Genomic DNA, 26174 nt, shown 5'->3' with positions numbered 1-26174 from the left:
GCAGTCGTGCGGTGTCCTGCTGGACACCGAAGTCGACCACGTGCGCGCCCACGCCTTCGGCCGAGCCGGTGGGCCGCCAGGTGCCCGCGGCCTTGAAGGTGTGCCAGCCGGCGCCGCCCATGTCGGTGGTGCGGCCGGGGCCGCCGTAGAAAGCGCCCGGCAAAGGCGCGGTCGGCGTGCGCGAGGTGTCCTTGGCGTAGTCGAACAGGCTCGCCGCCACCTCCCAGTCGAACACGCCGCCCGTGTGGCTCTTCACCGAGAGGCCGTGCATGTAGTGCGTGAGCGCCGTCTCGGTCGGTGCGAAGGCGGCGGCCGGCGTGTCGAGGGTGAAGGTGCGCCCGCCGAGGTTCACGCGCCCGCCGTACACGGGCTGCCCGAGCGCATCGCGCAAGTAGGTGTCGGTGCCGCCGTGCGTGGTGTTGTGCCAGGCGCCCAGCGTGTAGGTGGCGCGCACCGTGGGCGAGAAGTCGTAGGCCAGCTTGAGCTTGGCCTGCTCCTGGGTCGTGTCGTAGGCGGTCGTGCCGCCCAGCAGCCACCACGGCTGGTTCGACGGGTTCAGCCCGAGCACCGCGCCGGTGACGGGCGTGCCCGCAGTGCCCACATTACCGGCGCTCACGAGCCGGTTCGCGAACGACAGCACCTGCCCCTTGCTGTGGGTGCGCGAGGCGCCGAGCCACCACGACCAGTCGCCGCTGCGGCTGCCCAGCGACAGGTCGAGCTGCTGGCCGCCCGGCGACGAATGGCTCTTGTCCAGGTCGAAGTTCGAGGCGAAGCCGCTGAGCTTGACGTGCGCCTCGAGCTGCGTGGGCATGCGCGTCACGTAGTCGACCACGGCGCCCACCGAATTGCCCGGGTAGGCGGCCGAGAACGGGCCGTAGAGCACGTCGACGCGCTCGATCTCGTCGGGCGACACCATGCCCCAGCGCGGCGCGAAGGTGGCGCCGTTGCCCAGCGGGTTTGACAGCATGATGCCGTCGGCGTAGACCATCGCGCGGGCGCTGTTGCCCGTGCCCGAGGCGCGCGTGGCGAGCACCGCGTGGTTGAAATCGCCGATGTAGCGCTTGCGCACCAGCAGGCTCGGCAGGTACTTGAGCGCGTCTTCGGCGTCGGTCGCGTTGACCGTCTCGGCGATCTGCTCGGCGGTCACGCCTTCGATGGTGGTCGGGATCTGCGTCGGCAGCGAGGTCGGCCGGCCACCACTGATGGTGACGGTGCCGAGCGTGCGGCCCGGGGCAGCCGCAGCGCCGGCCTCGGGCGGATCAACGTCCGGCGGCGTTTGCTGCTGCGCCCACACCGGCGCGCTGAGAGGAAATGCCATGGCGATCGCCAGGGCGCGGGAGTGCTGCTTCATGGGGAACCGGCTCCACGAACTTCAAGCTAAAGGGACTGCCTGCGCGCACCCGGGGTGCACCGGCAGGCAGCGCTGTTGCTGATCGCTCAGGCGGAACGCGGGGGCCCACGGGCCGGCAGCGGTGCGGCCGTGGCCGCGGCATGGCGCGCGGCGGGAATCGGTTGAAGCATGCGTCCCAGCGGCAGGGGCGCATCGAAAGCGGTTGCCAGCGGCGGCGGGGGCGGTGCGCCGGTCAGCACGCACAGCGGACAGTCCATGTGCGTGGCGCCCATGTCCTGCACGCCGTCTTCGGTGTGGACCACCACCTTGATGGTGCCGGCGCCGGAACACACCAGTTCCATCGCCTGCGGATGCACCACCGGCGACGCCACCGCCACGCCCAGCGACAGCACGAACCACAACAGCACCCACCGGCCGAGACGGCCGATCAGGCGGGGGTGGGAGCGCAGCGTGTGCATGGCGGTCGCGATTATCGGCGCACTTTGCTGTTGGTGGCCTTGGGGGCGGCACGGGGTGCGGCCTTGCCCTTGGTCGCAGCAGCGGCTTTGGCAGCCGGCTTGGCCCCGCCCTTCGCGGCGGCCTTCTGGCCTGCGCCCTTGACCGCCTTCTGCCCCTTGACGTTCTTGCCACCGCGCACGGCCTTGCGGGCCGGCGGTTCGGGCGCTGCGAGCGGCGGCATCGGCAACGCCATCTGCGCCTGCGCCTCGGTGAGCACCGGGGTCACGGTGAAGCCGCGCGCCGCCATCAGCGTGGGCAGCCCCTGCGCGCCGACCATGTGCAGCGCACCGACCGCGGCGAACGCGCTGCGCCCGCCCGCATGCAGGCGCTCGATGCCGTCGGCCAGGCCGGGGTTGCGGTCGTCGAGCAGGCGCTTCATGAGGCGCTGCTCGGCCGGCGTGTTCAGGCACTCGCACCACTCGGGGTACCGCGCCAGCCGGGCCGCGTCGCTGCGCGCCCAGATGTCGGCCAGCGTCTTGAGCTGGCCGCGCAGCCGGCCCGACTCCAACTCGTCGAGCATGGCGTCGATCTGCTCGGCCTCTTCGGCTTCGGAGCCGCCGGTGAGCCAGCGCAGCTGGTCGGCCGCGCTCTCGAGCGCGACGATCGGCTTGTTGCTGTTGCGGGCCGAGACGGCCAGCGTCTCGTCGACACCGAACTCCGCATACAGGCCGTCGGCGCGTGCCGCCAGCGTGGTCAGCGTCGTGACCTGCAGGATGGGCGGCAGCCTGGCGGTCGACCCCGGCGACACGCAGGCCTCGGCGTTCTGGCGCTCGAGCCGGCGGGCGCGTTCGCCGCTGAGCACGCGCGCCACCGCGGCCGGGTCGGCGGGTTGGCTCAGGGCGCGCACCGTGGCCTCGTCGCGCGAGTCGAGCTCGAGCGCGAGCGTGTCGCTCTGCGCCATCGCCTTCTGCACGGTCGGGCCGGGGCGCACCCATTCGCCGCGCCCCAGGTGCAGGGTGCCGTAGAGCCACGAGGTGCGGCCGTCGCGTTCGATGCGCCACAGCAGGCCGCGGTCGACGCCGTTGCGCAGGCCGATGCCGGGCTTCTCGAGGCTCGCGATGGCCGAGGGCGGGCAGGCGGCGGCGTGCGCCGCGACCGCAAGAAAACAACCGCCGACAGCCGCGAAGGCCTGGCGGGTCAGACGTGCAAGAAGGCGCTGGGGCGCCGGCCGGTCAGTGCCGCGCGACAGCAGGCGCAGCGGTGCGACGAGGGCTCGGAGTATCCGCAAGGCGAGCTCCATGATTGAAAGAAAGTCCGGCATTCTCACAGCACCGCTGCCCATAATCCAAAACCATGCAAAGCATCTTTCACCTTGCCATTCACGTGCGCGACCTCGACGGCGCCCGCCGCTTCTACGGCGACGTGCTCGGCTGCGCCGAAGGCCGCAGCACCGACACCTGGGTCGATTTCGACTTCTTCGGCCACCAGCTCTCGCTGCACCTCGGTGAACCCTTTGCCACCACCCGCACCGGCCGCGTCGGCGATGCGATGGTGCCCATGCCGCACTTCGGCATCGTGCTCGCGCTGCCCGACTGGCAGGCACTGGCCGGGCGCCTCGAGGCCGCCGGCACCGACTTCGTGCTGAAGCCGCAGGTGCGCTTCGAAGGCCAGCCGGGCGAGCAGTGGACGATGTTCTTCTGCGACCCCTTCGGCAACCCGATCGAGGTCAAGGGCTTCCGTTCGCTCGACACGCTTTACGACAAGTGACCCCGCGCCCGCCCGCTCCCGCTCTTCGGGCGCCCCGGGCGGCCGCGTCCCTCTTCGGCCCGGCGGTGATCGTGCTGGCCGCGCTGCTGGGTACCCCGGTAGTCCACGCGCAGCAGGAGTGCGAGCTCAACGGCCAGCGCGTGAGCCCGGCCGATGGCAACAGCACCGCCGGCAAGACCGGCCTCATGCGCTGCAAGGACCGCGGCACCGGCGAACTCCAGCGCGAGCAGCAGGTGCAGAACGGCGTCTTCATGGGCCTGGTGCGCTTCTACGAAAAGGGCAAGCTCGCGCGCGAACACACCGTCAACGCCAAGGGCAACATGCAGGGCCGCGCGCGCGAGTTCGCACCCGGCGGCCAGGTGCTGCGCGACGCCACGTACGACGACGGCCAGGAACGCGGCCTCGTGCGCAGCTTCTACCCCGGCGGCCAGCTGCGGCGCGCCACCTTCCATCCCGACCGCGGCACCGAGCGCGCCATGGTCGAGTTCACCGAGCGCGGCCAGATGTCGATGCTGCGCTGCGCCGAGGCGCCCGTGCTGGCGCCGGTGGCCGACGATGCCAAGCTGTGCGGCTTCACGGGCGGACCGTCGAACGTCGACCTGTTCGATGCGCGCGGTACCCTGCGCTCGAAGCTCTCGTACCAGGCGGGCAAACGCGTGCGCACGCAGGAGTTCTACGACAACGGCAAGCCGTCGGTGGTCGACGAGACCAGCGGCAACCGGCGCGTGGAGCGCAGTTTTTCGTCAGAAGGCGTGAAGCGGCGCGAAACCGTGTGGCTGCTGGTCGGTCGCTCGTCGATCCGCCAACGCGAGCAGGAGTTTTCCGACCGCGGGTCGCTGGTGCGCGACCAGCGCTGGAACGCCTCGGGTGAGCCTGTGAGCGACGACAGCTACCACCTCAACGGCCAGCCGCGCAGCAAGGCCGTCTACAGCGGCGCCGGCAGCGAGCGCACGGTCGACGTGACCGAGTTCTACGACAGCGGCCAGCGCGCCGCACAGGGCCGCTACCTCGCGCCGGGGCGCGGCCGGCAGGTGCCCGTGGGCACGCACCAGCGCTTCAATGAAAAAGGCGAACTGCTGGCCGAGTCGAGCTTCGACGACAAGGGCCGCGTGACGCGCGAACGCAGCTGGGACGAAAACGGCGAGCTGCAGCGCGACGACGAAGTCTTCGAAGACGGCTCCAGAAAAGCGTTCACCCGTTGAGGCGAACGCCCTTCAGCAGCATCAGTCCAGCTTGATGCCGGCCTGCTTGATGATCGGACCCCAACGCTTCGATTCCGCGCGCGACAACGCCGCGAACTGCGCCGGCGTGCCGGGCATCGCTTCCATGCCGAAGTCGTCGAAGCGCTTTTGCACGGCCGGCGTGCTGAAGGCCTTGTTCAGGTCGCTGTTGAGCTTGTTCACCACGGCGGCGGGCAGGCCGGCCGGGCCGAGGATGCCCTGGAACGCGAACACCTCGGTGTTGGGCACGCCCACTTCGGCCAGCGTCGGCACGTCGGGCAGGCGCTTGCTGCGCGCGCCCGAGCCGATGGCCAGCACGCGCACCTTGTTGCCCTGCATGATCGGCAGGCCCGAGGCCAGGTCCAGGAACATGCACGGCACCTGGCCGCCCATCACGTCGGCCATGGCCGGTGCCGCGCCGCGGTACGGGATGTGGGTGATGAAGGTGCCGGTGCGCGCCTTGAACATTTCCATCGCCAGGTGGTGCGGCGAGCCGTTGCCGGGCGACGCGTAGTTGACCTTGCCGGGGTTGGCCTTCACGTAGGCCAGGAACTCCTTGAAGGTCTTGGCCGGGAAGTCCGGATGCACGACCAGCGCGAGCGGGAACTTGCCGATGGCGCCGATGTAGGTGAAGTCTTTCTCGGGGTTGAACGGCAGCTTGCTGAACAGGTGCTCGTTGAAGGCCAGCACGGCGTTGTCGGCCGAGAGCACCGTGTAGCCGTCGGGCTTGCTCTTGGCGACCAGGTCGGCGCCGATGTTGGTCGACGCGCCGGGGCGGTTGTCGACCACGATCTGCTGGCCCAGCGTCTGGCGCATGGCCTCGGCCAGCACGCGTGCGATCACGTCGGTGCCGCCGCCCGCGGGGTACGGCACGACCCACTTGATGAGCTGCGCGGGATAGTCCTGTGCGTGGGCGAAGGGGGTGGCGGCCACGGCGGCGCCGGAAGCGAGCGTGGCGAGAAGGGTGCGGCGATCCATGAGATCAATCTCCATGTTGTTGTTCGGAAGCGGACAGCGATGGTACGGGCAGCGCGCGCAATGCGTCGGCCAGCGCGGCGCGGCAGCGCGCCTCGTCGCCGACCTGCTCGAACAGCAGCAACGCGAGCCGCGCGAGGAACAGCGATTCGCGTTCGGCGCCGGCTTCGGTGATGGCGCGCGCGCACTCGGCGTACAAGCGGTCGCGGGCGTCGGGGTGGAGCGCGGGGGCGGTGGTGGTCATGCGGGAATGTCCTGTGAAATGGCGGCAGCGGCGCGGGCCAGCGCGGCGGGCAGTGCACCGGCTGGCAGGCGGTGCCAGCGCGCGGCCACGTGCCCGTCGGGGCGCAGCAAATACACGGCGCCGTCTTGCGCGCCGAGCGCTGCGAAGACGGCTGGAGATGCCTGCGCATCGGCGCTGCTGCTGCGGCCAAGGCTGCCGATGGTGCGCACCGCGAAAGGCAAGGCGCCTTGCTGCGCCTGCGCGATGTCGGCGGCGGGCAGCGGCACCACGTCCGGCCGCAGCACCAGCAGCGTGAACAGGGGGCCGATCCAGTCGGTCAGGTGACCTTGCGCGAGCGGCTGCTCGGGCATCGCCTCGCCCGGCCGCGGCCCGGCGGGCAACGTGTCGCCCGCGCTCGACAGCGCCGAATCGTCGTAGCGCACGGCCTGCGTCTGGCGCGGGTTGATGAGCTGCGCGATGCCGCGGTGCGCCTCCGAAAGCGACAGCGCCGCCTCGCGCAGCAGGTCGAAGCCGCGCGAGGGCGGCGACATGAACTCGGTGCTGCGCATCGCGGCCTCGGCGTTGATGTGGAAGGCCGCGATGCGCTCCTGCGAGTACGCATCGAGCAGCGCCGCGCCCGACAGGCCCTTCGCCACACAGGCCAGCTTCCAGGCCAGGTTGTCGGCGTCGTCGAAGCCCGAGTTGAGCCCGCGCACGCCGAAGATCGGCATCGCATGCGCCGCGTTGCCCGCGAACACGACGCGGCCGTGGCGGTAGCTGTCGAGCGTCATCGCGCCGGCGCGGTAGACCGAGGTCCACACCGTCTTCCACGGCAGGTGGCCTTCGCCAATGGCGTCAAGGTGGCGCTGCACGAACTCGGCCACGGCCGCGGGCTGCAGCGCGTCTTCGGTGCTTTGCCCAGCGCGCAACTGGTAGTCGATGCGCCAGATGTCGTCGGGCTGGCGGTGCATCAGCACGGTCGAGCCGGGGTTCCACGGCGGGTCGAACCAGGCGCGGCGCTCGGTCGGGTGGCCGCTGTGCAGTTCGATGTCGATGATCACGTAGCGGCCTTCGTAGCCCGTGCCCTCGAGCGCCAGCCCGAGCGACTTGCGCACGAAGCTCTGGCCGCCGTCGCAGGCCGCGAGCCACTGGCCGCGCAGGCGGTAGGCGCCTTCGGCGTTGCGCACGTCGAGCGTCACGCCACCGCCATCCTCGTCCTGCGCGAGCGCGGTGAGCTCGGTGCCCCAGCGGATGTCCACGAGCCCCGGCGTCGCGGCGTTGCGGCGTTCGATCTCGTCCAGCAGGTACTGCTCGATGTAGTACTGCTCCAGGTTGATCATCGGCGGCAGCTTCTGCTGCGCGTCCTGCGGCATCTCGAAGCGGAACACCTCGGCCGTCTTGTAGAAGCTGCGCCCGACGCTCCACGGCAGGCCTTTGCCCAGGAAGGCCGGCAGCGCGCCCAGGCGCTCGACGATCTCCAGGCTGCGGCGCGAGATGCAGGCCGCGCGGCTGCCCACGCAGACCGTGTCGTCGGCCTCGAGCACCACGCTGCGCACGCCGTGGTTGGCGAGCCCCAGCGCCAGCGCCATGCCCACCGGGCCGCCGCCCGCGATCACGACGGGGTGGCCGCCGGGCTCCATGCCGTCGGCGTCGAGCGACGGGAGGCGCGGCGCGAAGCGGGTGTAGTGGAAGGCGCCGACCGAAGGCGGCAGCGCGGTCGCGGAGGACGGCGGCGGCACTGGGCCGGTGGCGGCGTCGGCGGTACGGGTGGTGGTCATGGAACGGGATTGTCCCGATGCAGCGCCCGCGCCAATGTCATAACTTCGTAGGAGGTATTTACCCTAGTCCCCCTTAAAAACCCCATGAAACGCTGGCGCCTCCATCCCGCCGCCGACGCGCAGTTGTCGGCCGCCGTCGTCGGCGACGTGCTTGCGGGCATCGGCACGCCGCACCTGGCGGCCAGCTGCCTCGCGGCCATGCACCGCGTGATGCCCGTCACCTTCTGCACCGTGTTCGGCGTCGATGCCACCGGCCGCATCGAGACCGTCTCGGCCGCCAGCAGCTACGGCCACACGGCCGAGCGCACCGCCGAGCGCTACGTGGCGCAGCGCTTCGACCTGCTCGACCCCAACATGGCGTGGCTCGCCGCGCGCAAGTTGCCGAAACGCGCGCAGCTGTGGATGGGCCACCAGCACGGCGACGAGGTGGCCGACCCCGCCTACCGCGCCGCCTGCTACGGCGACGTGGGCATCCGCGAACGCAGTTCGGTGCTGCTGCTGCGCCCGAGCGGCCAGCGCGTGGCCGTGAGCTTCTACCGCAGCCTGGCGCAGCCCGAGTTCGGCGAGACCGACTTCGCCGTCATCGCCGCCCACGCCACGCTGCTGGCCGACGCCGCCAGCGCCCACAGCCGCAGCGCGGCGGCCGTGCACGAAGCGGCCGCGCCCACCCTCGCCTCGCGACTGCTGACGCTGAGCCTGCGCGAACGCGAGGTGATCGGCCACCTGATGGCCGGCCGCACCGCGAAGGACACGGCGCGCGCGCTGGGGGTGGAGCTGAGCACGGTGCGCACGCATCAGTACCGGGCGTTCCGGCGGTTGGGGATTCGGACGCAGAAGGAGTTGCTGCGGGGCGGCGTGGTGGCTGCCGCCTGACCGGCGTCGTCGATGACGCTCAGCCGCCGATCAGGCAATTGAAAGTGGCCCACCGCCGGAGCTGCAGCAGGTCGGGCGCCCCGCACGTCAAGCTAGTGACGCAATCTATTTTTGCCCCCATGGGAGCAATATCGATCAACCAGTCAGCAATCCAATGAGTTTTGACCTCATGGGATCAAAACTTCAATCCCCAGCGGATTCCTCACCCGCCTTCACCACCGACACCGGCGCCTCCACCGCCCGCCCCGCCGTCGACACGATCTCCTGATCGATCGCACCGAACAGCGAGCGCCCGTCCAGCCCCTTCATCTCGATGCGAATCGTGTCGCCGAACTTCATGAAGTCGGTGGCGGGTGCGCCGTCCTGGATGGTTTCGATGCAGCGTTTCTCGGCGATGCACGAGTAGCCCTTGGGCCATTCCATGCGGCCGTTTTTCTCGACACCCTTGTTGCTCACGGTGCCGCTGCCGACGATGCTGCCGGCGCGCACGTTGCGGGTCTTGGCGATGTGGGCGATGAGCTGGCCGAAGTGGAAGGTCATCTCGGGGCCGGCGTCGCACAGGCCGACCTTGCGGCCGTTCCAGCTGCTTTGCAGCGCCAGGTGCACGCGCCCGTCCTGCCAGGCGGCGCCGATCTCGTCGAGCGTGACGGCCACGGGGCTGAAGGCGGTGGCGGGCTTGCTCTGGAAGAAGCCGAAGCCCTTGGCCAGTTCGGCCGGGATGAGGTTGCGCAGGCTCACGTCGTTGGCCAGCATCACGAGGCGGATGCCGTCGAGGGCCTGGTCGGGCGTGGAACCCATCTTGATGTCGCCGGTGACAACGGCGATCTCGGCCTCGAAGTCGATGCCCATGGCCTCGCTGGGCACGATCACGTCGTCGACCGGGCCCAGGAAGTCGTCGCTGCCGCCCTGGTACATGAGTGGGTCGGTGTAGAAGCTCTCGGGCACTTCGGCGTTGCGCGCCTGGCGCACCAGCTCGACGTGGTTCAGGTAGGCCGAGCCGTCGGCCCACTGGTAGGCGCGCGGCAGCGGCGCCATGCACTGGGCGGGGTCGAAGGGAAAGGCGTGGCGTGCGCGGCCCTGGTTGAGCGCGTCGTACAGGTCCTGCAGCTGCGGGCTCATGAAGCCCCAGTCGTCCAGCACCTGCTGCAGCCGGTGGGCGATGCCGGTGGCGTAGTGGGCGAGCGTGAGGTCGCGCGAGACGACGACCAACTGGCCGTCGCGCGAGCCGTCCTTCAGGGTGGCGAGTTTCATGATGCGGGCGTGAGCTAAGGGAGCAGGGGCGCAGCGCGGCGCCCACTAAACTGGTTGAACGGGCGGCAGTGTACCGAGTGGTCTTCGTGAACCTCGGCGCCGCGGCCCACTCCACCTACCCATGTCGACGCACGTCGCGCCCTCACCGCTGTCCCTCGGCCTGCCCGGACGCCCGTCCTGGCGCGCGCTCGCGGGGCTGACGCTGGCGGTGGCGCTGGCGCACCTGCTGCTGCTCGGGCTGGCGCCGATGGCGATCGGACCGGAGCCTTCGCCGCTGGCCAGCAAGTTCATCACGCGCACGATCGTGATCGCGCCGCCCGCGGCGGAAGCGCCCGCGGCACCGGCCGCCGCGCCGGTCGCGGCCAAGCCGCCGCCACCGGCCAAGCCCAAGCGCCCGCGCGAGGCGTCGGTGCCCCGGCCCAAGCCGGCCCCAGCCCCCGTGCCCGAAGCATCGACACAGACGCCTCCCCCCGAAACGCCCGAACAGACAGCGCAAGCCGCTACAGATTCAGGAGCAACAGCACCCGAAACGCCCGCCAGCGCCCCGGCCGCCGCCACGGGCAACACGCCCGGTGGCACGCCGGGCGGTACGACCACGGCCGGCAGCGGCGCCTCGGGCACCATCGCCGGCACCCAGGCGCTGCGGATTCCGGGCTCGGTCACGCTCGATTTCGAGGCCACGGGCCAGAAGGGCGCCTCGCCGCAGCGCGGCGTGTTCGGCGAGCTGGTCTGGCTGCAGGACGGCAGCCGCTACGACGGGCGCCTCTCGCTCAAGGCGGTGTTCTTCACCCTGCTGAACTGGCACAGCACCGGCAAGATCGGCCCCTCGGGCCTGGAACCCGAGCGCTATTCGGAAAGCCGCAAGGCCGAGGTGGCCTCGCATTTCGTGCGCGACCAGGGGCAGATCGTCTTCAGCAACAACGCACCGCCCGTGCCCCTGCAGCCCGGCGCGCAGGACCGCATGAGCGTCATGATGCAGCTGGGCGGCCTGCTGGCGGCCAGCCCGACGCGGTACCCCGCCGGCACGCGGATCTCGGTGCAGACCGTGGGCGTGCGCGACGGCGATGTGTGGGTCTTCGAAGTCGGCGACGAGGAGCAGCTGAGCCTTCCGGCCGGCGAATTCACCGCGCGCAAGCTCACCCGGACGCCGCGCAAGGAATTCGACCGGAAACTGGAACTCTGGCTGGCGCCGAAGTACGGTTACCTGCCCGTTCGCATCCGGCAAACCGAGGCAAACGGCGATTTTGCTGACGCCCAATTGCGCAAACCCCTACCCGAAGCGCCCGCCAATTGAGGCAAAAAGGCTCACATATCAACGGCGCGACGACAACTGTTCTTGAAACTGGCGCGTTGATTGCTATCTAAACCCCATGAACGCCATCGACATCCTCACAGGGCCCGCCATGAACATGCTTTACGACTCCGAGTCCTTCGTCGTCGTGCACGTCCAGCCGAACGACGGCGACGAGCCGAGCACGAAGCCCAACGGCCCCGTGCTGGAGCGTCACGGCTTCGAGATCGTGGACAAGCGCTCCGGCAAAGAGGTCTACCTCGACGGCTCCTGGGCCGAACTGTTCCAGCAGCAGATCGCCGCCTGGCAGCTCAACACGCCCACCCAGGAAGAGGTCGAGGACACGCTCGAGGGCTACGCCGAGCTGGCGCACACGCCGGTGCTGGTGCACTGAGCGGCCTGCCCCTCCCCGAATGAAACGAGCGCCCCGCGGGGCGCTTTTTCTTTGCCTGTCTCCCAAGCCGTCAACGCTCGGTCCACCGGTACATCGGCCCCACGATCAGCAGCACCGCCACCAGCCGGCACACCTGAAACGCCGTGACCACCGGCACGCCCAGTTGCAGCACCTTGGCCGTGATCGACATCTCGGCGATGCCGCCGGGCGAGGTGCCCAGGATCATCGTGGCCGGATGCAGCCCGGTCGCCCACGCCAGCAGCCAGGCCGCGCCGGCGCACAGCACCAGCATGCCGACCGTGCCCAGCGCCACCGAACCGAGCCAGCGCGGCGCCGTGTGCAGAAACTCGCGGCTGAAACGCACACCCAGGCTCACGGCGATCACCAGCTGCGCGGTATTCGACAGCCAGGTCGGCACCGCCGACAGCGACTGCCCCGCGACCGTGAGCCCCATCGCCACCAGCAGCGGCCCCATGAACCACGGATTCGTGCGGCCCAGCGCCCGCATCACCAGCCCGCCCACGCCGGTGGCCAGCACCAGCAGGGCCAGCCCGGCCGGGTTCACCTCGCGCACGCCGGGCGGGTTGATCTCCAGGCCGTGCAGCCCGCTCCACTGCATCGCGAACGGGATCGTCACCGTCACCACCATCAGCCGCAGGCTGTGCGCAGCGGCCACGAGGTCGGTGCGCGCGCCGGCCGATTCGGCCAGCAGCGTCATCTCCGAGGCCCCGCCGATGGCGCCTGCGAAGTAAGTCGTGGCTCTCATGGATTTCGCCGGCACATGCGGCATGCGCGCCGCATGCACGCGGTGCAGCCAGCGCCCGAAGGCCCAGCCCAGCAGCAGCGCCCAGCCAATGGCCAGCAAGATCGCCCACCACACGCCGGCCACCAGCGTCACCACCTGCGGCGTGAAATACAGGCCCAGCGCCATGCCGATGGCCCATTGCCCCATGTTGCGCAGCGGCGTGTGGCTGGCGGTCGGCAGGCCCGCGATCGAGGCCAGCGACACCGCGAACAGCGGGCCGATCATCCAGGGCAGCGGGGTGTGCAGCGCGACACACACGAGGGCGGCGGCCAGCGCCAGCAGCAGCGTGGCCAGCACGCGGAAGAAAAAACGGAACGACACGGGCAGGAACAAACGACGTCAAACGGCGGAAAAGGACGACAGCCCGGTGCAGGGCGCCGGGCATAGTATGGCGGGATGCTTCCTCGCCCTTCCCGCGCTTCCCGACTCCTTGCGCCGCTGATGGCCGCCGCCCTGCTCGCCGGCTGCGCCGCGCTGTCCGCCGAGGCGCCCGTCGCGCGCCGCGTGGCCGCGCTGCTGCCGGCCGATGCCCTGCTGCTCGGCGAACAGCACGACGCCCCCGAACACCACACCCTCGAGCGCGAAACCGTGCAGGCCCTGGTCGAGCGCGGCCAGCTTGCCGCGCTGGCGCTCGAGATGGCCGAGGAAGGCCGCAGCAGCGCCCGCCTGCCCGTCACCGCGACCGACGCGCAGGTGCAGACCGCCCTCGGCTGGAACGACAAGGCCTGGCCCTGGACGCGCTACGGCCCGTCCGTAATGACCGCTGTGCGCGCCGGCGTGCCCGTGGTCGGCGCCAACCTGCCACGTGCGCGCATGAAGGACGCGATGGCCGACGTGTCGCTCGACGTGCAGCTCAACGGCGAGGCCTACGCCATGCAGCAGGAGGCCGTGCGCGAAGGCCACTGCAAGCTGCTGCCCGAATCGCAGATCGGCCCCATGACGCGCATCCAGGTCGGGCGCGATCGCGCCATGGCGCAGGCGGTGGTGAAGGCCCGCCAACCGGGCAAGACGGTGCTGCTGATCGCCGGCGCGGGCCACGTCACCAAGGTGCTGGGCGTGCCGCAGCACCTGCCGACGGATGTGTCGGTGAAGACCGTCCACCTGCAGGCCGGCGGTTCGACCGAAGACGACACCGCTGCCTACGACGCCACCTGGCGCACACCGGCGCTGCCGCCGGTGGACTATTGCGCGGGCGTGCTCAAGCGAACTTCTTGATCGAGTCCGCCAGCGTGTTGACCAGCGTGTCGATGTGCTGCTTCTCGACGATGTAGGGCGGCGCAATCACCAGCACGTCGCCGGCGGCCCGCACCAGCGCGCCCTTGTGGAAGCAGTCGAGGAACACGTCGTAGGCCCGCTTGCCCGGTGAGCCCGCAATGGGCGCCAGCTCCACCGCCGCCGCCAAACCGAGGCTGCGGATGCCGATCACGTTCGGCAGGCCCTTGAAGGTGCTGTGGAAAGCATCGCCCAGCACCTTGCCCATTTCGCCGGCGCGCGCGAACAGGTTTTCTTGCTTGTAGAGATCGAGCGTGGCCACCGCCGCCGCGCAGGCCACGGGGTGGCCCGAGTAGGTGTAGCCGTGGAAGAACTCGACCACGTGCTCGGGCGCGTCGGTCTTCATCATCGCGTCGTAGAGCTTGTCGCGGCAGATCACGCCGCCCAGCGGAATCACGCCGTTGGTCACGCACTTGGCGAAGTTCAGCATGTCGGGCACCACGCCGAAGAAGTCGGACGCGAAGTTGGTGCCCATGCGCCCGAAGCCGGTGATGACCTCGTCGAAGATCAGCAGGATGCCGTGCTTGTCGCAGATCTCGCGCAGGCGCTTCAGGTAGCCCTGCGGCCCCAGGTACCAGCCGGCCGAACCGGCCACCGGCTCCACGATGATCGCGGCGATGTTGCTCGCATCGTGCAGCGGCAGGATGCGGTTTTCGAGTTCGACCAGCGGGTCTTCGGCCCACACCGGCTCCTGGTTGTGGATGTAGGCATGGTTCACCGGGTCGTGAATGAAGCGCATGTGGTCCACGCGCGGCAAGAAGGCCGAACCGAACACCTTGCGGTTGCCCGGAATGCCGCCCACCGACATGCCGCCGAAGCCCACGCCGTGGTAGCCCTTCTCGCGGCCGATGAACACGTTGCGGTGGCCTTCGCCGCGCGCACGGTGGTAGGCCAGCGCCACCTTCATCGAGGTGTCGGCGGCCTCGGAGCCCGAGTTGCAGAACAGCACCTTGTTCAGGTCGCCCGGGGCCAGCGCGGCGATCATCTCGGCCGCCTTGAAGGCCTTGTCGTTGCTGACCTGGAAGGCGGTGGCGTAGTCCAGCGTGTCCAGCTGCTTCTTGATCGCCTCGTTGATCGGCTTGCGGTTGTGGCCCGCGCCCACGCACCACAGCGACGAGATGCCGTCGACGACCTTCTTGCCGTCGTGCGTGGTGAACGTCATGCCGTCGGCCGCCACGAAAACCCGCGGGTCTTTCTTGAAATGGCGGTTGGGCGTGAAGGGCAACCACTGGTTGTCCATGTTGAAGTCCTGGAAGGCCATGTCTCGCTCCTGCGGTGATGTGGTCGAGCAAAATCGCGATTCTGGCACCCCTGCCACAATTACGCCCCTGATGACGACCCCAACGCCCGCCTACATCCTGAACCTCTCCTGTCCCGACCGGACGGGCATCGTGCACGCCGTTTCGGGCTTCCTGCTCGAGCGCGGCGCCAACATCGAAGAGGCCGCCCAATACAACGACCACGGCACCGGCCTGTTCTTCATGCGCGTGCGCTTCGCCTGCGGTGAGCACAGCGAAGCCGTGCTGCGCGAAGAGTTGAAGACCTTCGCCACCGGCTTCGGCATGAGCCTGCAACTGCACGCCGCCGCCCAGCCGATGAAGACCGTGATCCTGGTCAGCAAGGAAGGCCACTGCCTGAACGACCTGCTGTTCCGCTGGAAGAGCGGCCTGCTGTCGATCGACGTGCGCGCCATCATCTCGAACCACCGCGACTTCTACCAGCTGGCCGCCAGCTACAACGTGCCCTTCCACCACATTCCGGTGACCGGCGCGACCAAGGCGCAGGCCGAGGCGAAGCAGCTGGAAATCATCGAGGCCGAAGGCGCCGAACTCGTGGTGCTCGCGCGCTACATGCAGATTTTGAGCAATGACCTGTGCAAGAGCCTAGCCGGCCGCGCGATCAACATCCACCACTCGTTCCTGCCCAGCTTCAAGGGCGCCAAGCCCTACTACCAGGCGCACGACCGCGGCGTGAAGCTGATCGGCGCCACCGCCCACTACGTGACGGCCGACCTCGACGAAGGCCCGATCATCGAGCAGGACGTGGCCCGCGCCGACCACACCGACACCGTCGAAGACCTCACGGCCCGCGGCCGCGACACCGAGAGCCAGGTGCTGGCCCGCGCCGTGAAGTGGCACAGCGAGCATCGCGTGCTGCTGAACGGCCACCGCACGGTCGTTTTCCGCTAACCAACCCAACCGCCGATCCCAGATGCGCCTGCAGCTTCCGCTTTTTGCCCTCGCTGCCGCTCTGGCAGCGCCCGTCACCTTCGCCCAGGACGCACGCGGCAGCGGCGCCCCGCTGGCGCCCGACGTGCTGTTCGCGCGCGTCGCGCCCAGCGTCTGGGTCGTGCAGGCCAGCGACGCCCAGGGCAAGCTCCTGGCCACCGGCAGCGCGGTGGTCACCGGCCCGGGCACGGCCGTCACCAGTTGCAAGCTGCTGGCCAAGGCGAGTGCCGTGGTGCTGCGCCGCGACAACATGAGCTACGGCGCGGTGCTGGAGCTTCCCGATGTCGAACGCGACCTGTGCCAGTTGCGCATCGCGAACCTCGTGTCGCCGACGCTGGGCGTCGTGCCCGCGGGCGCGCTGCAGGTCGGGATGCCGCTGTACGTCATCGGCGCGCCACGCGGACGCGAACTGACGCTCGGCATTTCCATGCTCGGTGGCGTGCGCCGCAATGCCACGGGCGCGCTCGAATCGCTGCAACTGGCCACGCCGACCGAGGCGGGCCTCGCCGGTGCCGGCCTGTTCGACGCGCAAGGTCGCCTGGTGGGACTCGTCGCGGGCTCGGCCCCGGCGACCCTCGCCCTGCCGGCCGCGTGGATCGCAGAGCTGCCGACGCGCGGCCAACGCGCCATCGAGCGCCTCGCCGCGCAGCCGGCGCCAGCGTCGCTGCAACGCCCGAACCTCGTGGAGTACCAGCTGCACGACCGCCTCACCAACACGCATCGCAAGGTCATCTACCGCGCGGACGCGGCCACCACCACCGACGACCGCCTCAGCTTCAACAACGGCGGCTATGTCGAGAAGCCGGGCGGCGAGGTCGTCAGCGTCACGACAGCCGTGGCCGGCGAGTTCGACGGCGTCATGCCGCCGGGCGGCTGGGCCCGGCCGAGCCTGGAGCCCGACGCGGCCTGGGCCTCGGAATACGACGCCACCATGGGCGGCACGCGCATCAAGATGGACCTGCGCGCCAGCGTGGTGGACGACGCGGCCACGCTGCCGTTCGACGGCCGCGAACTCAAGGTGGTGAAGATCAACTACCGGGGCTACACCCAGCGCTACGCCAACGCGGGCGCCGTGGGCGGCAACCAGTACGGAACCTACCGCGCCAGCGTGTGGTTCTCGCCGGAGTTGGGCCGCGTGGTCCGCTTCGAGGTGCAGACACGCGGCGGCGCGAGCGGCGGCGCGTTCCAGGTCAGCGAAGTGCTCGAGCTGGTGAGCCTGCGCTGACCGGGGCAGCGCGCCGCGCGCTGCCTGTCAATCAATTGCGGTACGGGTTGTCCGGGCGCCGGTCATCGCGGTTCGGCACGCCATCGCCGTCACGGTCCCAGCGGCCGCGGTTGTATTCCCAGCGGCCATTGTTCTCGCGCCATTCCGGCGGACGGGAGGCATAGCCTGGGCGCGCACGCACGTACATGCCGCGCACCCACACATGGCGACCGCCGCGCCACTCGTAGTGGCCCGGCGACCACACGTAGCCGCGACGCGGTGGCGGCATGCGCTCGTAGCGCGGCTCGGGCGGCGGCCCCTGGATGATCACTGCTTGTGCCTGCGCGGCCGTGGGAACGGTCAGGGCGCCCATGGACAGCAACGAGGCGGCACCGATGGAAAGAGCAACTGCAAGTGTTTTCATGAGAAAGCCCCATGGTTGTTGGAGGAGCTTTCATGCTGCCGGGGCCGTGTGAACCGCCTGTAAGCGGTGCGCGAAATCTTGTGTAGAGCTGTTTCTCGCCCGCGCGAGTGCTTTATTCCTGCAGTTCGCGCAGGTCGATGGCCGCGGCCATGGCCGCGTGGCCGGCGCGGTTGGGATGCAGGTGATCGCCGCTGTCGAATGTCGGATTCATCTGACGCGGCGCGGCGGGGTCGCGCAGCACGGCATCGAAGTCGATCACGCCGTCCACGTCCTGGCGGCTGCGCACCCAGCGGTTCACGGCCTCGCGCATGGCCTCGTTGGCCTCGGTCGCGTAGGGCGTGTTGCCAAACGGCGGCACGGTGCCCAGCAGCACCTTCACGCCCTTGGCGCGCGCCTGCTTCACCAGCTGTCCGAGGCCGTCGGTGATGCGCTCGGCGGTGGGCACTTCGTGCGGCGCCACCTCCACGCCGGGCAGCGCCCCGAACGCGGCGCGGCCGATGTCGTTGGTGCCCAGCAGCACGATGGCGTGCGTCACGCCGCTCTGGCCCAGCACGTCGCGCGCAAAGCGCGACAGACCGTTGGGTCCGATGCTGTCCACCAGCAAGCGGTTGCCGCCGATGCCGGCGTTGATCACCGACACCTCGTGCGCGGCCTGCGGGCTGTCGCGCAACCGCGTGGCGAGCATGTCGGGGTAGGCGCCGGTGCCCGATTCGCCACCGCCCGCGGTGATCGAATCGCCGAACGCGACCACCGTGCGCACCGGCTGCGCGGTGAGCACGTCGAGCCCGGTCACGATGTGGTTCATGGGCAGCGGCGCGGCCTTCGGCAGCTTGGGCGCCATCACTGCGTTGCCCTCGGCCAGCCAGCCGCCGCCGGCGCCCATCAGGTACATCGTGGCAAACGGCGTGGTGCGGTCCAGGTAGAGGCTGACCGCCACCGACTGTCCGGCCTCGACCTTCAGCGCCACGCCGTCGCTCCAGGCTTCGGCGCCCGGCGCGATGGTGGTGGTGGCGCGCCCGCCGAAGCGCAGCGTGCGCAGCGAGGCCGGCGAGACGGCGTCCGTTCCCGTGCCCAGCGCCACGCTGGCCGCGGCGATGCGCAGCGGCGTCTTGCCGAAACGATTCGAAAAACGGATGCGCACGCGCTCGCCGTCGAGCGAGGGCTGCAGCACCTGGCGCAGCGTCTGTGCACGGAACGCGCGCGTGTCCGGCGCGCCGCCCATCGCTGCCATGAGCGGGTTCGCGGCCATCTCGCGAAAGTCGAGCACCGCCACGGCCCAGCCCGCCACCCAGCGCGCCTCGGCCGGCTGACGCGCCGCCTGCTCGGCCTGCTTCGCCCACACCGCCTGCACGCCCACGAGCAGCACCGCAAGGCCGAGAACGGCCATCCAGTGTGCAGGGGAGAGAGCGGCGTCGCGCAGACCGGCGCGCCAGCGGGCAAGGAGGTTCATGCGTGCAAAAGCGGCCCAGTGTACGGAGCCGCCTTGCCCTCGCCGGTGACGAGGTCTAACCTAAAGTTACCAAGTGTCGACGTACACCGAGGCCGCTGCGGCGGGCCGCGTCGCCGAGGCCAGGCCGCGCACCAGCCAGCTGCGCGTGTCGGCCGGATCGATCACGGCATCGATCTCCAGCGTCTGCGCCATGTGGATCGCCTCGCCGTTCGCGTACTGCTGCGCCACCAATTGCTTGAACAGCGCATCGCGTTCCACGCCCTCGGGCACGGCCGCGAGTTCCTTGCGAAAGCCCAGTCGCACCGCGCCTTCGAGGCCCATCGCGCCGAACTCACCGGTGGGCCAGGCCACGGTGAACACGGGCGCGTCGAAGCCGCCGGCGGTCATGGCCTGCGCGCCCAGGCCGTAGCCCTTGCGCAGCACCACCGCGAAGAAAGGCACGCGCAAATGCGAGGCCACCATGAACATGCGGCACACGTGGCGCACCTGCGCCTGCGCCTCGACTTCGGGGCCGACCATGAAGCCGGGCGTGTCGCACAACGACACGATCGGTAACCCGTGGGCATTGCACAGTTGCATGAAGCGCGCGGATTTGTCGGCCGCCTCCACGTCGATCGCGCCGCCCAGGTGGTGCGGGTTGTTCGCCATGAGGCCGACCGGCTTGCCCTCGATGCGCGCCAGCGCCGTGACGATGCCCGCGCCGAAGCCCGCGCGCAGTTCGAGCAGCGAGCCGGTGTCGGCCACGCCGCGCATCGCGGCGCGCACGTCGTACACGCGCAGCCGGTTCTCGGGCACCACGTGGCGCAAGGTGCGCGGGTCGGCGCACTGCCAGTCACTCACCGGGCCCTGGAAGTACGACAGGTACTGCTTGGCCGCAGCGACGGCGGCCGCTTCGTCTTCCACCAGGATGTCGATCACGCCGTTGCGCGACTGCACGCTGCTCGGCCCGATCTGCTCGGGCGCGAAGGTGCCCAGGCCGCCGCCTTCGATCATGGCGGGGCCGCTCATGCCTATGTTGCTGCCCTTGGTGGCAATGATCACGTCGGCGCAGCCCAGCAGCGCCGCGTTGCCCGCAAAGCAGCGCCCGTGCACGATGCCGACCACGGGCACCTTGCCCGACAGCGCCGCGAACTGGCTGAAGGTGTGGTTGTTCAGGCCCGCGACGATCGGCATGTCGGTGTCGCCTGGCCGCCCGCCCCCGCCTTCGGCGAACAGCACCACCGGCAGCCTGAGCTGGTGCGCCACCGCGAGCAGCCGGTCGGTCTTGTGGTGGTTGCGCATGCCCTGCGTGCCGGCCAGCACGGTGTAGTCGTAGGCGAGCACGGCGCAGCGCGATTTCTCCGGGCCGAACTGCTTTGCGTTGATGCTGCCCAGCCCCGTCACCATGCCGTCGGCCGGCGTGTTGGCGATGAGGTCTTCGAGCGAGCGGCGGCGCGTCTGCGCGGCGATGGCGAGCGCGCCGTACTCGATGAAGCTGCCGGGGTCTTCGGCCGTGTCGCACAGGTCGGCGATGTTCTCGCGCGCGGTGCGACCGCCCTGCGCATGGCGCTTGTCGACCGCCGCCTTGCGGTTCGCATCGAGCGTGGGCGCATGGCGGTCGATGACCTTCTGCAGATCGGGACGGACCGTGTCTAGGTCGTGCGCGATGCGCGCCTGCGCCTCGACGCCCTGCGCATCGACAGCCTCCAGCCGCACCAGCGACTGACCTTCGACGAGGTAGTCGCCGGGCGCGGCCAGCAGCGCGAGCACGCGGCCGGCCACGGGCGCGTGCAGCAGGTGCTCCATCTTCATGGCTTCGAGCACGCCGAGCTGCGCGCCGGCGGGCAGCACGTCGCCCACCGCGACTTCGAACTGCACCAGCTTCGCGGGCATCGGTGCCTTGACGGTGAGGCCGTCGTCTTCCTCTTCCTGCACCGCTGCGCTGATGACTGCGGGCGCGGTCACCTTCTTCGTGTGCTTTTCAAACGCCTTCGCGTCGGCGAGCAGATCGCCGAGGTGCGCTTCCACAAAACGCGTGTGCACCGCCTGCGTCGCGAACTCGGGCCGCGCGGCAATGGCGCACAGCAGCGGCAGGTTGGTGGCGATGCCGTCGATATGGCATTCGTCGAGCGCGCGCAGCGAGCGGCGCAGCGCGTCCGCGAAACGCGGCGACGGCGAATGCACGATGAGCTTGGCGAGCAGCGTGTCGTAGTGCGGCGAGGGCGCCAGGCCCGCATAGCCGTGCGTGTCGACGCGCACGCCGGGGCCGGCCGGCAGGTCGAAGCGCGCGAGCGTGCCGCCCGCAGGGCGCGCATTGCCTTGCGCATCGAGCGTCTCGGCGTTGATGCGCCACTGCACCGCGAAGCCGCGCTGCGGCGCCGTGCGGTCGGCCTCCACGCCGAGTGCGCCCAAGGTGTCGCCCGAGGCGACAGCGAGCTGCAGCTGCACGAGGTCCAGCCCCGTCACCGCTTCGGTCACCGTGTGCTCGACCTGCAGGCGCGGGTTCGCTTCGATGAAGACGAGAGGCAAGGTGGCCGATGCGGCATCGACCAGGAATTCAAAGGTGCCGAGGCCGCGATACCCCACGGCCTTGGCCATGCGCAATGCGGCCTGCGTGACCTGCGCGCGCAGCGGCTCGGGCAGCGACGGGCTGGGCGCGATTTCCACCAGCTTCTGGAAGCGGCGCTGCAGCGTGCACTCGCGCTCGCCGAGGCTGGCCACGGCGCTGCCGTCGCCCAGCACCTGCACCTCGATGTGCCGCGCGTTGCGCATCAGGCGCTCGACGTACACGCCTTCGATGCCGAACGCCGCCTTGGCTTCGGACATGCAGCGCGCGTGCGCCTCGGGCAGCTCGTCGGCCGTGAGCACGGCGCGCATGCCGCGCCCGCCGCCGCCGCCGATGGCCTTGACCATCACGCCCGCGCCTTGCGCATGCTGCTCGGCGAAGAAGGCTTGCGCCTGCGCGAGCGTCACCGCGCCCGCACTGCCGGGCATCACGGGCACATCGCATTGCGCAGCCAGCTCACGCGCACGGGCCTTGTCGCCGAACAGGCCCAGCTGCTCGGGCGTGGGGCCGATGAAGACCAGGCCCGCGTCGGCGCAGGCCTGTGCGAAGTCGGCGCGCTCGCTGAGGAAGCCGTAGCCGGGATGCACCGCATCGCAGCCTTGCGCCTTCGCCACGGCGATCAACGCGGCCACGTCGAGGTAGGCCGAGGGGCCGGTCGCATCGAGCGCCACCGCCACATCGGCCAGCTGCACGTGAAGCGCGGTCGCATCGTCGCGCGCATGCACCGCCACGCTGGCGATGCCCAGGTCGCGCAGCGCGCGCACCAGGCGCACGGCGATCTCGCCGCGGTTGGCAATCAGAACTTTGGAAAACACGCAGTCAGCCTTTCTTTCAGGTCTTGTCTTTGAGCAGGCGGCGCAGCACCTTGCCCGCGCCGGTGGTGGGCAGTGCGTCGATGAAGCTCACGGCGCGCGGCGCCTTGTAGCTCGCCATGTTCTCGCGCGCCCAGGCCACGAGCGCATCGGCCTCGAGCGCGGCACCGGGCTGGCGCACGATGAAGGCTTTCACGACCTCGCCCTTCTCGGGATCGGGCTGCGCGATGACCGCAGCCTGTGCCACTGCCGGGTGCTTGATGAGGATGGTCTCGACCTCTTCGGGGAACACGCTGTAGCCCGAGACCTTGATCATTTCCTTGAAGCGGCCGATGAAGGTGAGGTAGCCGTCGGCGTCGAGCTTGCCCATGTCACCTGTGTGCACCCAGCCGTTGCGCAAGGTGGCGGCCGTGGCCTCGGGCTTGTTCCAGTAGCCCTTGAACGAGCCGGCGCTGGTGAGCACGATCTCGCCGACTTCGCCCGTGGGCATGTCGGCTTGCGTCTCGGTGTCGATGATGCGGATGGTCACGCCCGGCACCGGCACGCCCTGCGTGCCCCAGCGCGGCGCTTCGTGCGGCGTGTAGGTGTCGCAGGTGTGGGTTTCGCTCAGGCCGTAAGCGGCCTCGAACGAGCTGCAGTGGTTCGCGTGCGAGCGCCACTGCGCGGCCAGCGGTTCGGTGAAGGCGATGCCGAAGCTGGTCACCGGGTTCATCTTCAGGCTAGCCAGGTCGAAGCGGGCGATGTCGGGCACCTGCATGCAGGCCACGTTCATCGGCGCGATGCTGTACCACCAGCTGACCTTGTAGGTGGCAATGGCCTGCAGCACGGTGCGCGGGTCGAAGCGGTGCAGCAGCACCGAGGCGGCGCCGCTGAGCACGGGCACGTTGACGCCCATCAGCATGCCGGCGATGTGATACAGCGGCGCGATGGACAGCAGCACGTCGCCCGGCCCCACGCCGTTGCAGTCGGCCGCGGCACGCGTCTTGTAGAGCGCGTTGCCGTAGCTGAGCATCGCGCCTTTTGGCAGGCCGGTGGTGCCCGAGGTGTACGTCATGAGCGCGATGTCGTCCATGTCAATGGCGACGGGCTGCGGCGTGGCGCCGCTGCGCATCACGGCGAGGAAGTCTTCGCAGCCTTCGGGCACGCTGCGTTCGGCCGTGCGCTCGGCGGCGAGTTCGGCCGGCAGGTCGAGCGTGGGCTCGGCGGGCAGCAGGTCGGCGTAGTGCACCACGAACACGTGCGCGAGCGCGCTCTCGGCCTGCACCTTGCGCACCACCGGCAGGAGCGGCGCCGCCGCGACGATCACGCGCGCCTTCAGGTCGTTGACCTGGTAGGCCAGCTCGTGCTCCTTGTTGAGCGGCCCGCTCGGGCAGACGATGGCGCCGATCTTCTGGATGCCGAAATGCGCCACCAGGTACTGCGGGCAGTTGTTGAGGAACAGCACCACGGGCTCGCCCTTGGCCACGCCCAGGGCCTGCAGGCGCGCGGCGAAGGCGTCGCTCGCACGGTCGAGCTCGGCCCAGCTCAGGGCCTGGCCGTACCAGAGGCAGGCGGTGGCGTCGCCGCGCGTGCGTGCGTGATCGCGCAGGTAGGCGTGCAGCGGCTGCTGCACGCGCGGCGGCAGCTCTTTGAGGCGTGCGGGGGTGGCGGGCGTTGTCTCCATGGCGTCACTTTCTCAGGGTTATCGATAGCCGCCTGCGCAGGGCCGGCGCTTGCCAATGCGGCATCGTGCACGAACAATCCTACCCATGGGTATAACTTCCGCGACACCGAACAAACCCTCTGCCACGCACGCCGCGCAGCCGCACCTGCCGCAGGGCACGGGCCGCCAGCGCGCGGCCACACAGGGCACCGACCTGCAGCGCGAGCGCATCCTGCAGGCGGCGGCGCAGCTCTTTGCCACGCAGGGCTACGCCAACACGACCATGGCGCAGATCGTGCGCGAGCTGGGCGTGACCAAGCCCTTCGTGTACTACTACTTCCGCGACAAGCAGGAGATCTTCGAGACGCTGTCATGGCGCCCCGCGGTCGACTGCTTCACCGCGCTCGACTTCGCCGCCACCGACCCGCGCCGCGCGAGCGAGAAGGTGATGGAGGGCATCGAAGGGCTGATCCGCGCCACCATCGCGCACCATCCGGTGGCCTTCTTCGCGTACCGCGAACCGCAGGTGTACCGCCCCGAATACCTCGAAGCACAGAAGAAGCTCGCGCACCACTTCTACGACCTGCTGTGCCCGCTGCTCGAAGAAGCCCGGCGCGACGGCGACCTCGACTTCGACGAGACAAAGATCACCGCGCTCGCGGCCTGCAGCCTGCCGGGCTTTCTCTACAGCTGGTACCGCCCGGGCGGGCGCCTCTCGCCCGACGAGGTGGTGGCGCAGCTCACGAAGCTGGCCAGCCGCGTGATCGGGCTGCGCGCGAAGAACTGATCCCGTCTGTCCCTCACACACCCTCCGGAGACACTTCATGAAGCTCACGCATGCGCCCCTGGCGCGGATCGCCCTTGCCTCCCTGTTTGCCATCGCCGGCACGGCGGCACAAGCGCAGCAGCCGACCTACAAGATCGCCTACATCGATCCGCTGTCGGGGCCCTTCGCCAACGTGGGCGAGCTGATGCTGATGCACACGCAGTACGCCATCGAGGACATCAACGCCAAGGGCGGCGTTCTCGGCGGCATGAAGCTGCAGCTGCTGCAGTTCGACAGCAAGCTCTCGGCGCAGGAAAGCCAGAGCGCGCTGCAGGCGGCCATCGACCAGGGCGCAAAGGCGATCGTCACGGGCGGCTCGGGCTCGTCGGTGGTGACGGCGCTGGTGCTCGCCGTGGCGCGCTGGAACCAGCGCAATCCGGGCAAGGAACTGCTCGTGCTGAACCACTCGTCGATCGACCCCGAGATGACCGGCAAGGGCTGCAGCTTCTGGCACTTTCAGACCGAGGCCAACACGGCGATGAAGATGAAGGCGCTGGCCAACTACATCAAGAAGACGCCGGACGTGAAGAAGGTCTACCTGCTGAACCAGGACTACGCCCACGGCAAGCAGTGGGCCAGCTACGGCCGCCAGCTGGTGGGCCTGGCGCGCCCCGACATCCAGTTCGTCGGCGAGACGCTGCACCCGATCGGCCGCGTGAAAGATTTCGCGCCCTACATCGCCAACATCAAGCAAAGCGGCGCCGACTCGGTCATCACCGGCAACTGGGGCCAGGACATGACGCTGCTGCAGAAGGCGGCGGGTGACGCGGGCTACAACCTGCGCTACTTCAACCACAGCGCGGGCTCGGTGCCTGGCACGGTCACGTCGGTGTCGCAGGCCAAGACCGGGCAGCTCACCTGGGTGGCCGAATGGCACCCGGGCCAGGCCGACACGCCGAAGGTCGACGCACTGGCCAAGGCCTACAAGGCGAAGACCGGCAAGGACTTCCTCGCGCCGCGCATCGACCTGACGCCGCGCCTGCTGGCTTCCGCCATCGCCAAGGCTGGCAGCGCCGACACGGTGAAGGTGGCGCGCGCCCTCGAGGACCTGAGCTTCGACTCGGTGGTGGGGCCGGTGCGCATGCGTGGCGAAGACCACCAGCTGCTGCTGCCGCAGGTGGTGAACACCATCGCGCCGGTGGATGGCAAGGCGGTGAAGGTCGGCTGGGAAGGCACCAACTACGGTTTCCGCACCGATGCGGTCTATACCGGGAACGAGCTGGCGCAAGGGACCGACTGCAAGATGGTCCGGCCCTGATTGAGTGCTTTCGGGGGACGTGCCCAGGCCACCGGGTACTTCCCTCCGCGAATGTCCCCCGGGCTTCGCCCTCCTCCTGATATTGTTTAATCCGCTCCTACCGCGCTAAAGGGAGCCCGTTCGGTGAACCCCGATCTCCTCCTTGGG

The 26174-nt window shown here is 69.8% G+C and carries 23 protein-coding genes; 10 read left to right on the top strand and 13 right to left on the bottom strand.

What is annotated here, in order from left to right:
• From AAG801_RS22355 to AAG801_RS22345, 3 genes are all read right to left on the bottom strand, one after another.
• The coding region (locus AAG801_RS22355) for a TonB-dependent receptor plug domain-containing protein (RefSeq protein ID WP_341890331.1) at window positions 1-1351 on the bottom strand (1351 nt) is incomplete at its 3' end.
• A gap of 86 nt (window positions 1352-1437) precedes the next feature.
• The gene (locus AAG801_RS22350; RefSeq protein ID WP_341890330.1) at window positions 1438-1809 is read right to left on the bottom strand and encodes a DUF2946 family protein; all 372 of its coding nucleotides are present in this window, start codon (window positions 1807-1809) and stop codon (window positions 1438-1440) included.
• An 11-nt stretch (window positions 1810-1820) separates the two neighbouring features.
• On the bottom strand, window positions 1821-3077 hold the full coding sequence (locus AAG801_RS22345) for a TraB/GumN family protein (RefSeq protein ID WP_341890329.1): 1257 nt from the start codon (window positions 3075-3077) through the stop codon (window positions 1821-1823).
• A 65-nt stretch (window positions 3078-3142) separates the two neighbouring features.
• Between AAG801_RS22345 and AAG801_RS22340 the strand changes: the two genes are divergently transcribed.
• Window positions 3143-3556 carry a VOC family protein gene (locus AAG801_RS22340; RefSeq protein WP_153281869.1) on the top strand — a complete coding sequence of 138 codons (414 nt, stop codon included), beginning with the start codon at window positions 3143-3145 and terminating at the stop codon, window positions 3554-3556.
• Between the two features lie 65 nt (window positions 3557-3621).
• Window positions 3622-4758 carry a hypothetical protein gene (locus AAG801_RS22335; RefSeq protein WP_341890328.1) on the top strand — a complete coding sequence of 379 codons (1137 nt, stop codon included), beginning with the start codon at window positions 3622-3624 and terminating at the stop codon, window positions 4756-4758.
• 21 nt (window positions 4759-4779) lie between these two features.
• Here the strand turns inward: AAG801_RS22335 and AAG801_RS22330 are convergent, their stop codons facing one another.
• The 3 genes from AAG801_RS22330 to AAG801_RS22320 are packed head-to-tail and all read right to left on the bottom strand — an operon-like array spanning window position 4780 to window position 7752.
• Window positions 4780-5754, bottom strand: coding sequence for a tripartite tricarboxylate transporter substrate binding protein (locus AAG801_RS22330; RefSeq protein ID WP_153281867.1), 975 nt, complete (start codon window positions 5752-5754; stop codon window positions 4780-4782).
• Window positions 5755-5758: 4 nt separating this feature from the next.
• The gene (locus tag AAG801_RS22325) at window positions 5759-5995 is read right to left on the bottom strand and encodes a hypothetical protein (protein WP_341890327.1); all 237 of its coding nucleotides are present in this window, start codon (window positions 5993-5995) and stop codon (window positions 5759-5761) included.
• Complete coding sequence (locus AAG801_RS22320) at window positions 5992-7752, bottom strand: FAD-dependent monooxygenase (RefSeq protein ID WP_341890326.1); 1761 nt, start codon at window positions 7750-7752, stop codon at window positions 5992-5994. Before AAG801_RS22320 ends, AAG801_RS22325 begins: the two co-directional genes overlap by 4 nt.
• An 84-nt stretch (window positions 7753-7836) precedes the next feature.
• Between AAG801_RS22320 and AAG801_RS22315 the strand changes: the two genes are divergently transcribed.
• The gene (locus AAG801_RS22315) at window positions 7837-8625 is read left to right on the top strand and encodes a helix-turn-helix transcriptional regulator (protein WP_341890325.1); all 789 of its coding nucleotides are present in this window, start codon (window positions 7837-7839) and stop codon (window positions 8623-8625) included.
• A 183-nt stretch (window positions 8626-8808) separates the two neighbouring features.
• On the opposite strand, the gene AAG801_RS22310 is transcribed toward AAG801_RS22315, so the two are convergent.
• Window positions 8809-9876 carry a fumarylacetoacetate hydrolase family protein gene (locus AAG801_RS22310; protein ID WP_099793295.1) on the bottom strand — a complete coding sequence of 356 codons (1068 nt, stop codon included), beginning with the start codon at window positions 9874-9876 and terminating at the stop codon, window positions 8809-8811.
• A 121-nt stretch (window positions 9877-9997) separates the two neighbouring features.
• Here AAG801_RS22310 and AAG801_RS22305 point away from each other — a divergent pair, with 121 nt between their 5' ends.
• The gene (locus AAG801_RS22305; protein WP_341890324.1) at window positions 9998-11170 is read left to right on the top strand and encodes a DUF3108 domain-containing protein; all 1173 of its coding nucleotides are present in this window, start codon (window positions 9998-10000) and stop codon (window positions 11168-11170) included.
• A gap of 109 nt (window positions 11171-11279) precedes the next feature.
• Window positions 11280-11561 (top strand): DUF3567 domain-containing protein, encoded by a 282-nt coding sequence (locus AAG801_RS22300; RefSeq protein WP_056577200.1) that lies wholly within the window; start codon window positions 11280-11282, stop codon window positions 11559-11561.
• Window positions 11562-11631: 70 nt separating this feature from the next.
• Here AAG801_RS22300 and AAG801_RS22295 read toward each other — a convergent pair whose 3' ends face one another.
• Window positions 11632-12687: an AbrB family transcriptional regulator gene (locus AAG801_RS22295; protein WP_341890323.1), complete on the bottom strand. Its 1056-nt coding sequence runs from the start codon at window positions 12685-12687 to the stop codon at window positions 11632-11634.
• Window positions 12688-12807: 120 nt separating this feature from the next.
• Here AAG801_RS22295 and AAG801_RS22290 point away from each other — a divergent pair, with 120 nt between their 5' ends.
• Window positions 12808-13581: a ChaN family lipoprotein gene (locus AAG801_RS22290; RefSeq protein WP_341890322.1), complete on the top strand. Its 774-nt coding sequence runs from the start codon at window positions 12808-12810 to the stop codon at window positions 13579-13581.
• Here AAG801_RS22290 and AAG801_RS22285 read toward each other — a convergent pair.
• Window positions 13565-14899, bottom strand: coding sequence for an aminotransferase class III-fold pyridoxal phosphate-dependent enzyme (locus AAG801_RS22285; protein ID WP_341890321.1), 1335 nt, complete (start codon window positions 14897-14899; stop codon window positions 13565-13567). The two genes, AAG801_RS22290 and AAG801_RS22285, sit on opposite strands and share 17 nt — an antisense overlap.
• A gap of 70 nt (window positions 14900-14969) precedes the next feature.
• Between AAG801_RS22285 and purU the strand changes: the two genes are divergently transcribed.
• Together purU and AAG801_RS22275 are read left to right on the top strand one after the other, a co-directional pair.
• Window positions 14970-15827: a formyltetrahydrofolate deformylase gene (gene purU / locus AAG801_RS22280; RefSeq protein WP_101493796.1), complete on the top strand. Its 858-nt coding sequence runs from the start codon at window positions 14970-14972 to the stop codon at window positions 15825-15827.
• 22 nt (window positions 15828-15849) lie between these two features.
• Window positions 15850-17091: a serine protease gene (locus AAG801_RS22275; protein ID WP_341890320.1), complete on the top strand. Its 1242-nt coding sequence runs from the start codon at window positions 15850-15852 to the stop codon at window positions 17089-17091.
• Between the two features lie 31 nt (window positions 17092-17122).
• Here the strand turns inward: AAG801_RS22275 and AAG801_RS22270 are convergent, their stop codons facing one another.
• From AAG801_RS22270 to AAG801_RS22255, 4 genes are all read right to left on the bottom strand, one after another.
• The gene (locus AAG801_RS22270; protein ID WP_341890319.1) at window positions 17123-17494 is read right to left on the bottom strand and encodes a YXWGXW repeat-containing protein; all 372 of its coding nucleotides are present in this window, start codon (window positions 17492-17494) and stop codon (window positions 17123-17125) included.
• Between the two features lie 112 nt (window positions 17495-17606).
• Window positions 17607-18944, bottom strand: a complete 1338-nt coding sequence (locus tag AAG801_RS22265) for a GDSL-type esterase/lipase family protein (protein ID WP_341890318.1) — start codon at window positions 18942-18944, stop codon at window positions 17607-17609.
• A gap of 66 nt (window positions 18945-19010) precedes the next feature.
• Window positions 19011-22304, bottom strand: a complete 3294-nt coding sequence (locus tag AAG801_RS22260; protein ID WP_341890317.1) for a carboxyl transferase domain-containing protein — start codon at window positions 22302-22304, stop codon at window positions 19011-19013.
• A 16-nt stretch (window positions 22305-22320) separates the two neighbouring features.
• The gene (locus tag AAG801_RS22255; RefSeq protein WP_341890316.1) at window positions 22321-23964 is read right to left on the bottom strand and encodes an AMP-binding protein; all 1644 of its coding nucleotides are present in this window, start codon (window positions 23962-23964) and stop codon (window positions 22321-22323) included.
• Between the two features lie 85 nt (window positions 23965-24049).
• Here AAG801_RS22255 and AAG801_RS22250 point away from each other — a divergent pair, with 85 nt between their 5' ends.
• Window positions 24050-24730, top strand: coding sequence for a TetR/AcrR family transcriptional regulator (locus AAG801_RS22250; protein WP_341890315.1), 681 nt, complete (start codon window positions 24050-24052; stop codon window positions 24728-24730).
• Window positions 24731-24767: 37 nt separating this feature from the next.
• Window positions 24768-26027: a branched-chain amino acid ABC transporter substrate-binding protein gene (locus AAG801_RS22245; protein ID WP_341890314.1), complete on the top strand. Its 1260-nt coding sequence runs from the start codon at window positions 24768-24770 to the stop codon at window positions 26025-26027.
• The last annotated feature ends 147 nt before the right edge of the window (window positions 26028-26174 follow it).

It is taken from the genome of Variovorax sp. YR752, from assembly GCF_943372545.1.
The sequence above is the reverse complement of the archived record's forward strand: the minus strand, read 5'-3'. Positions and strand labels throughout refer to the sequence as shown.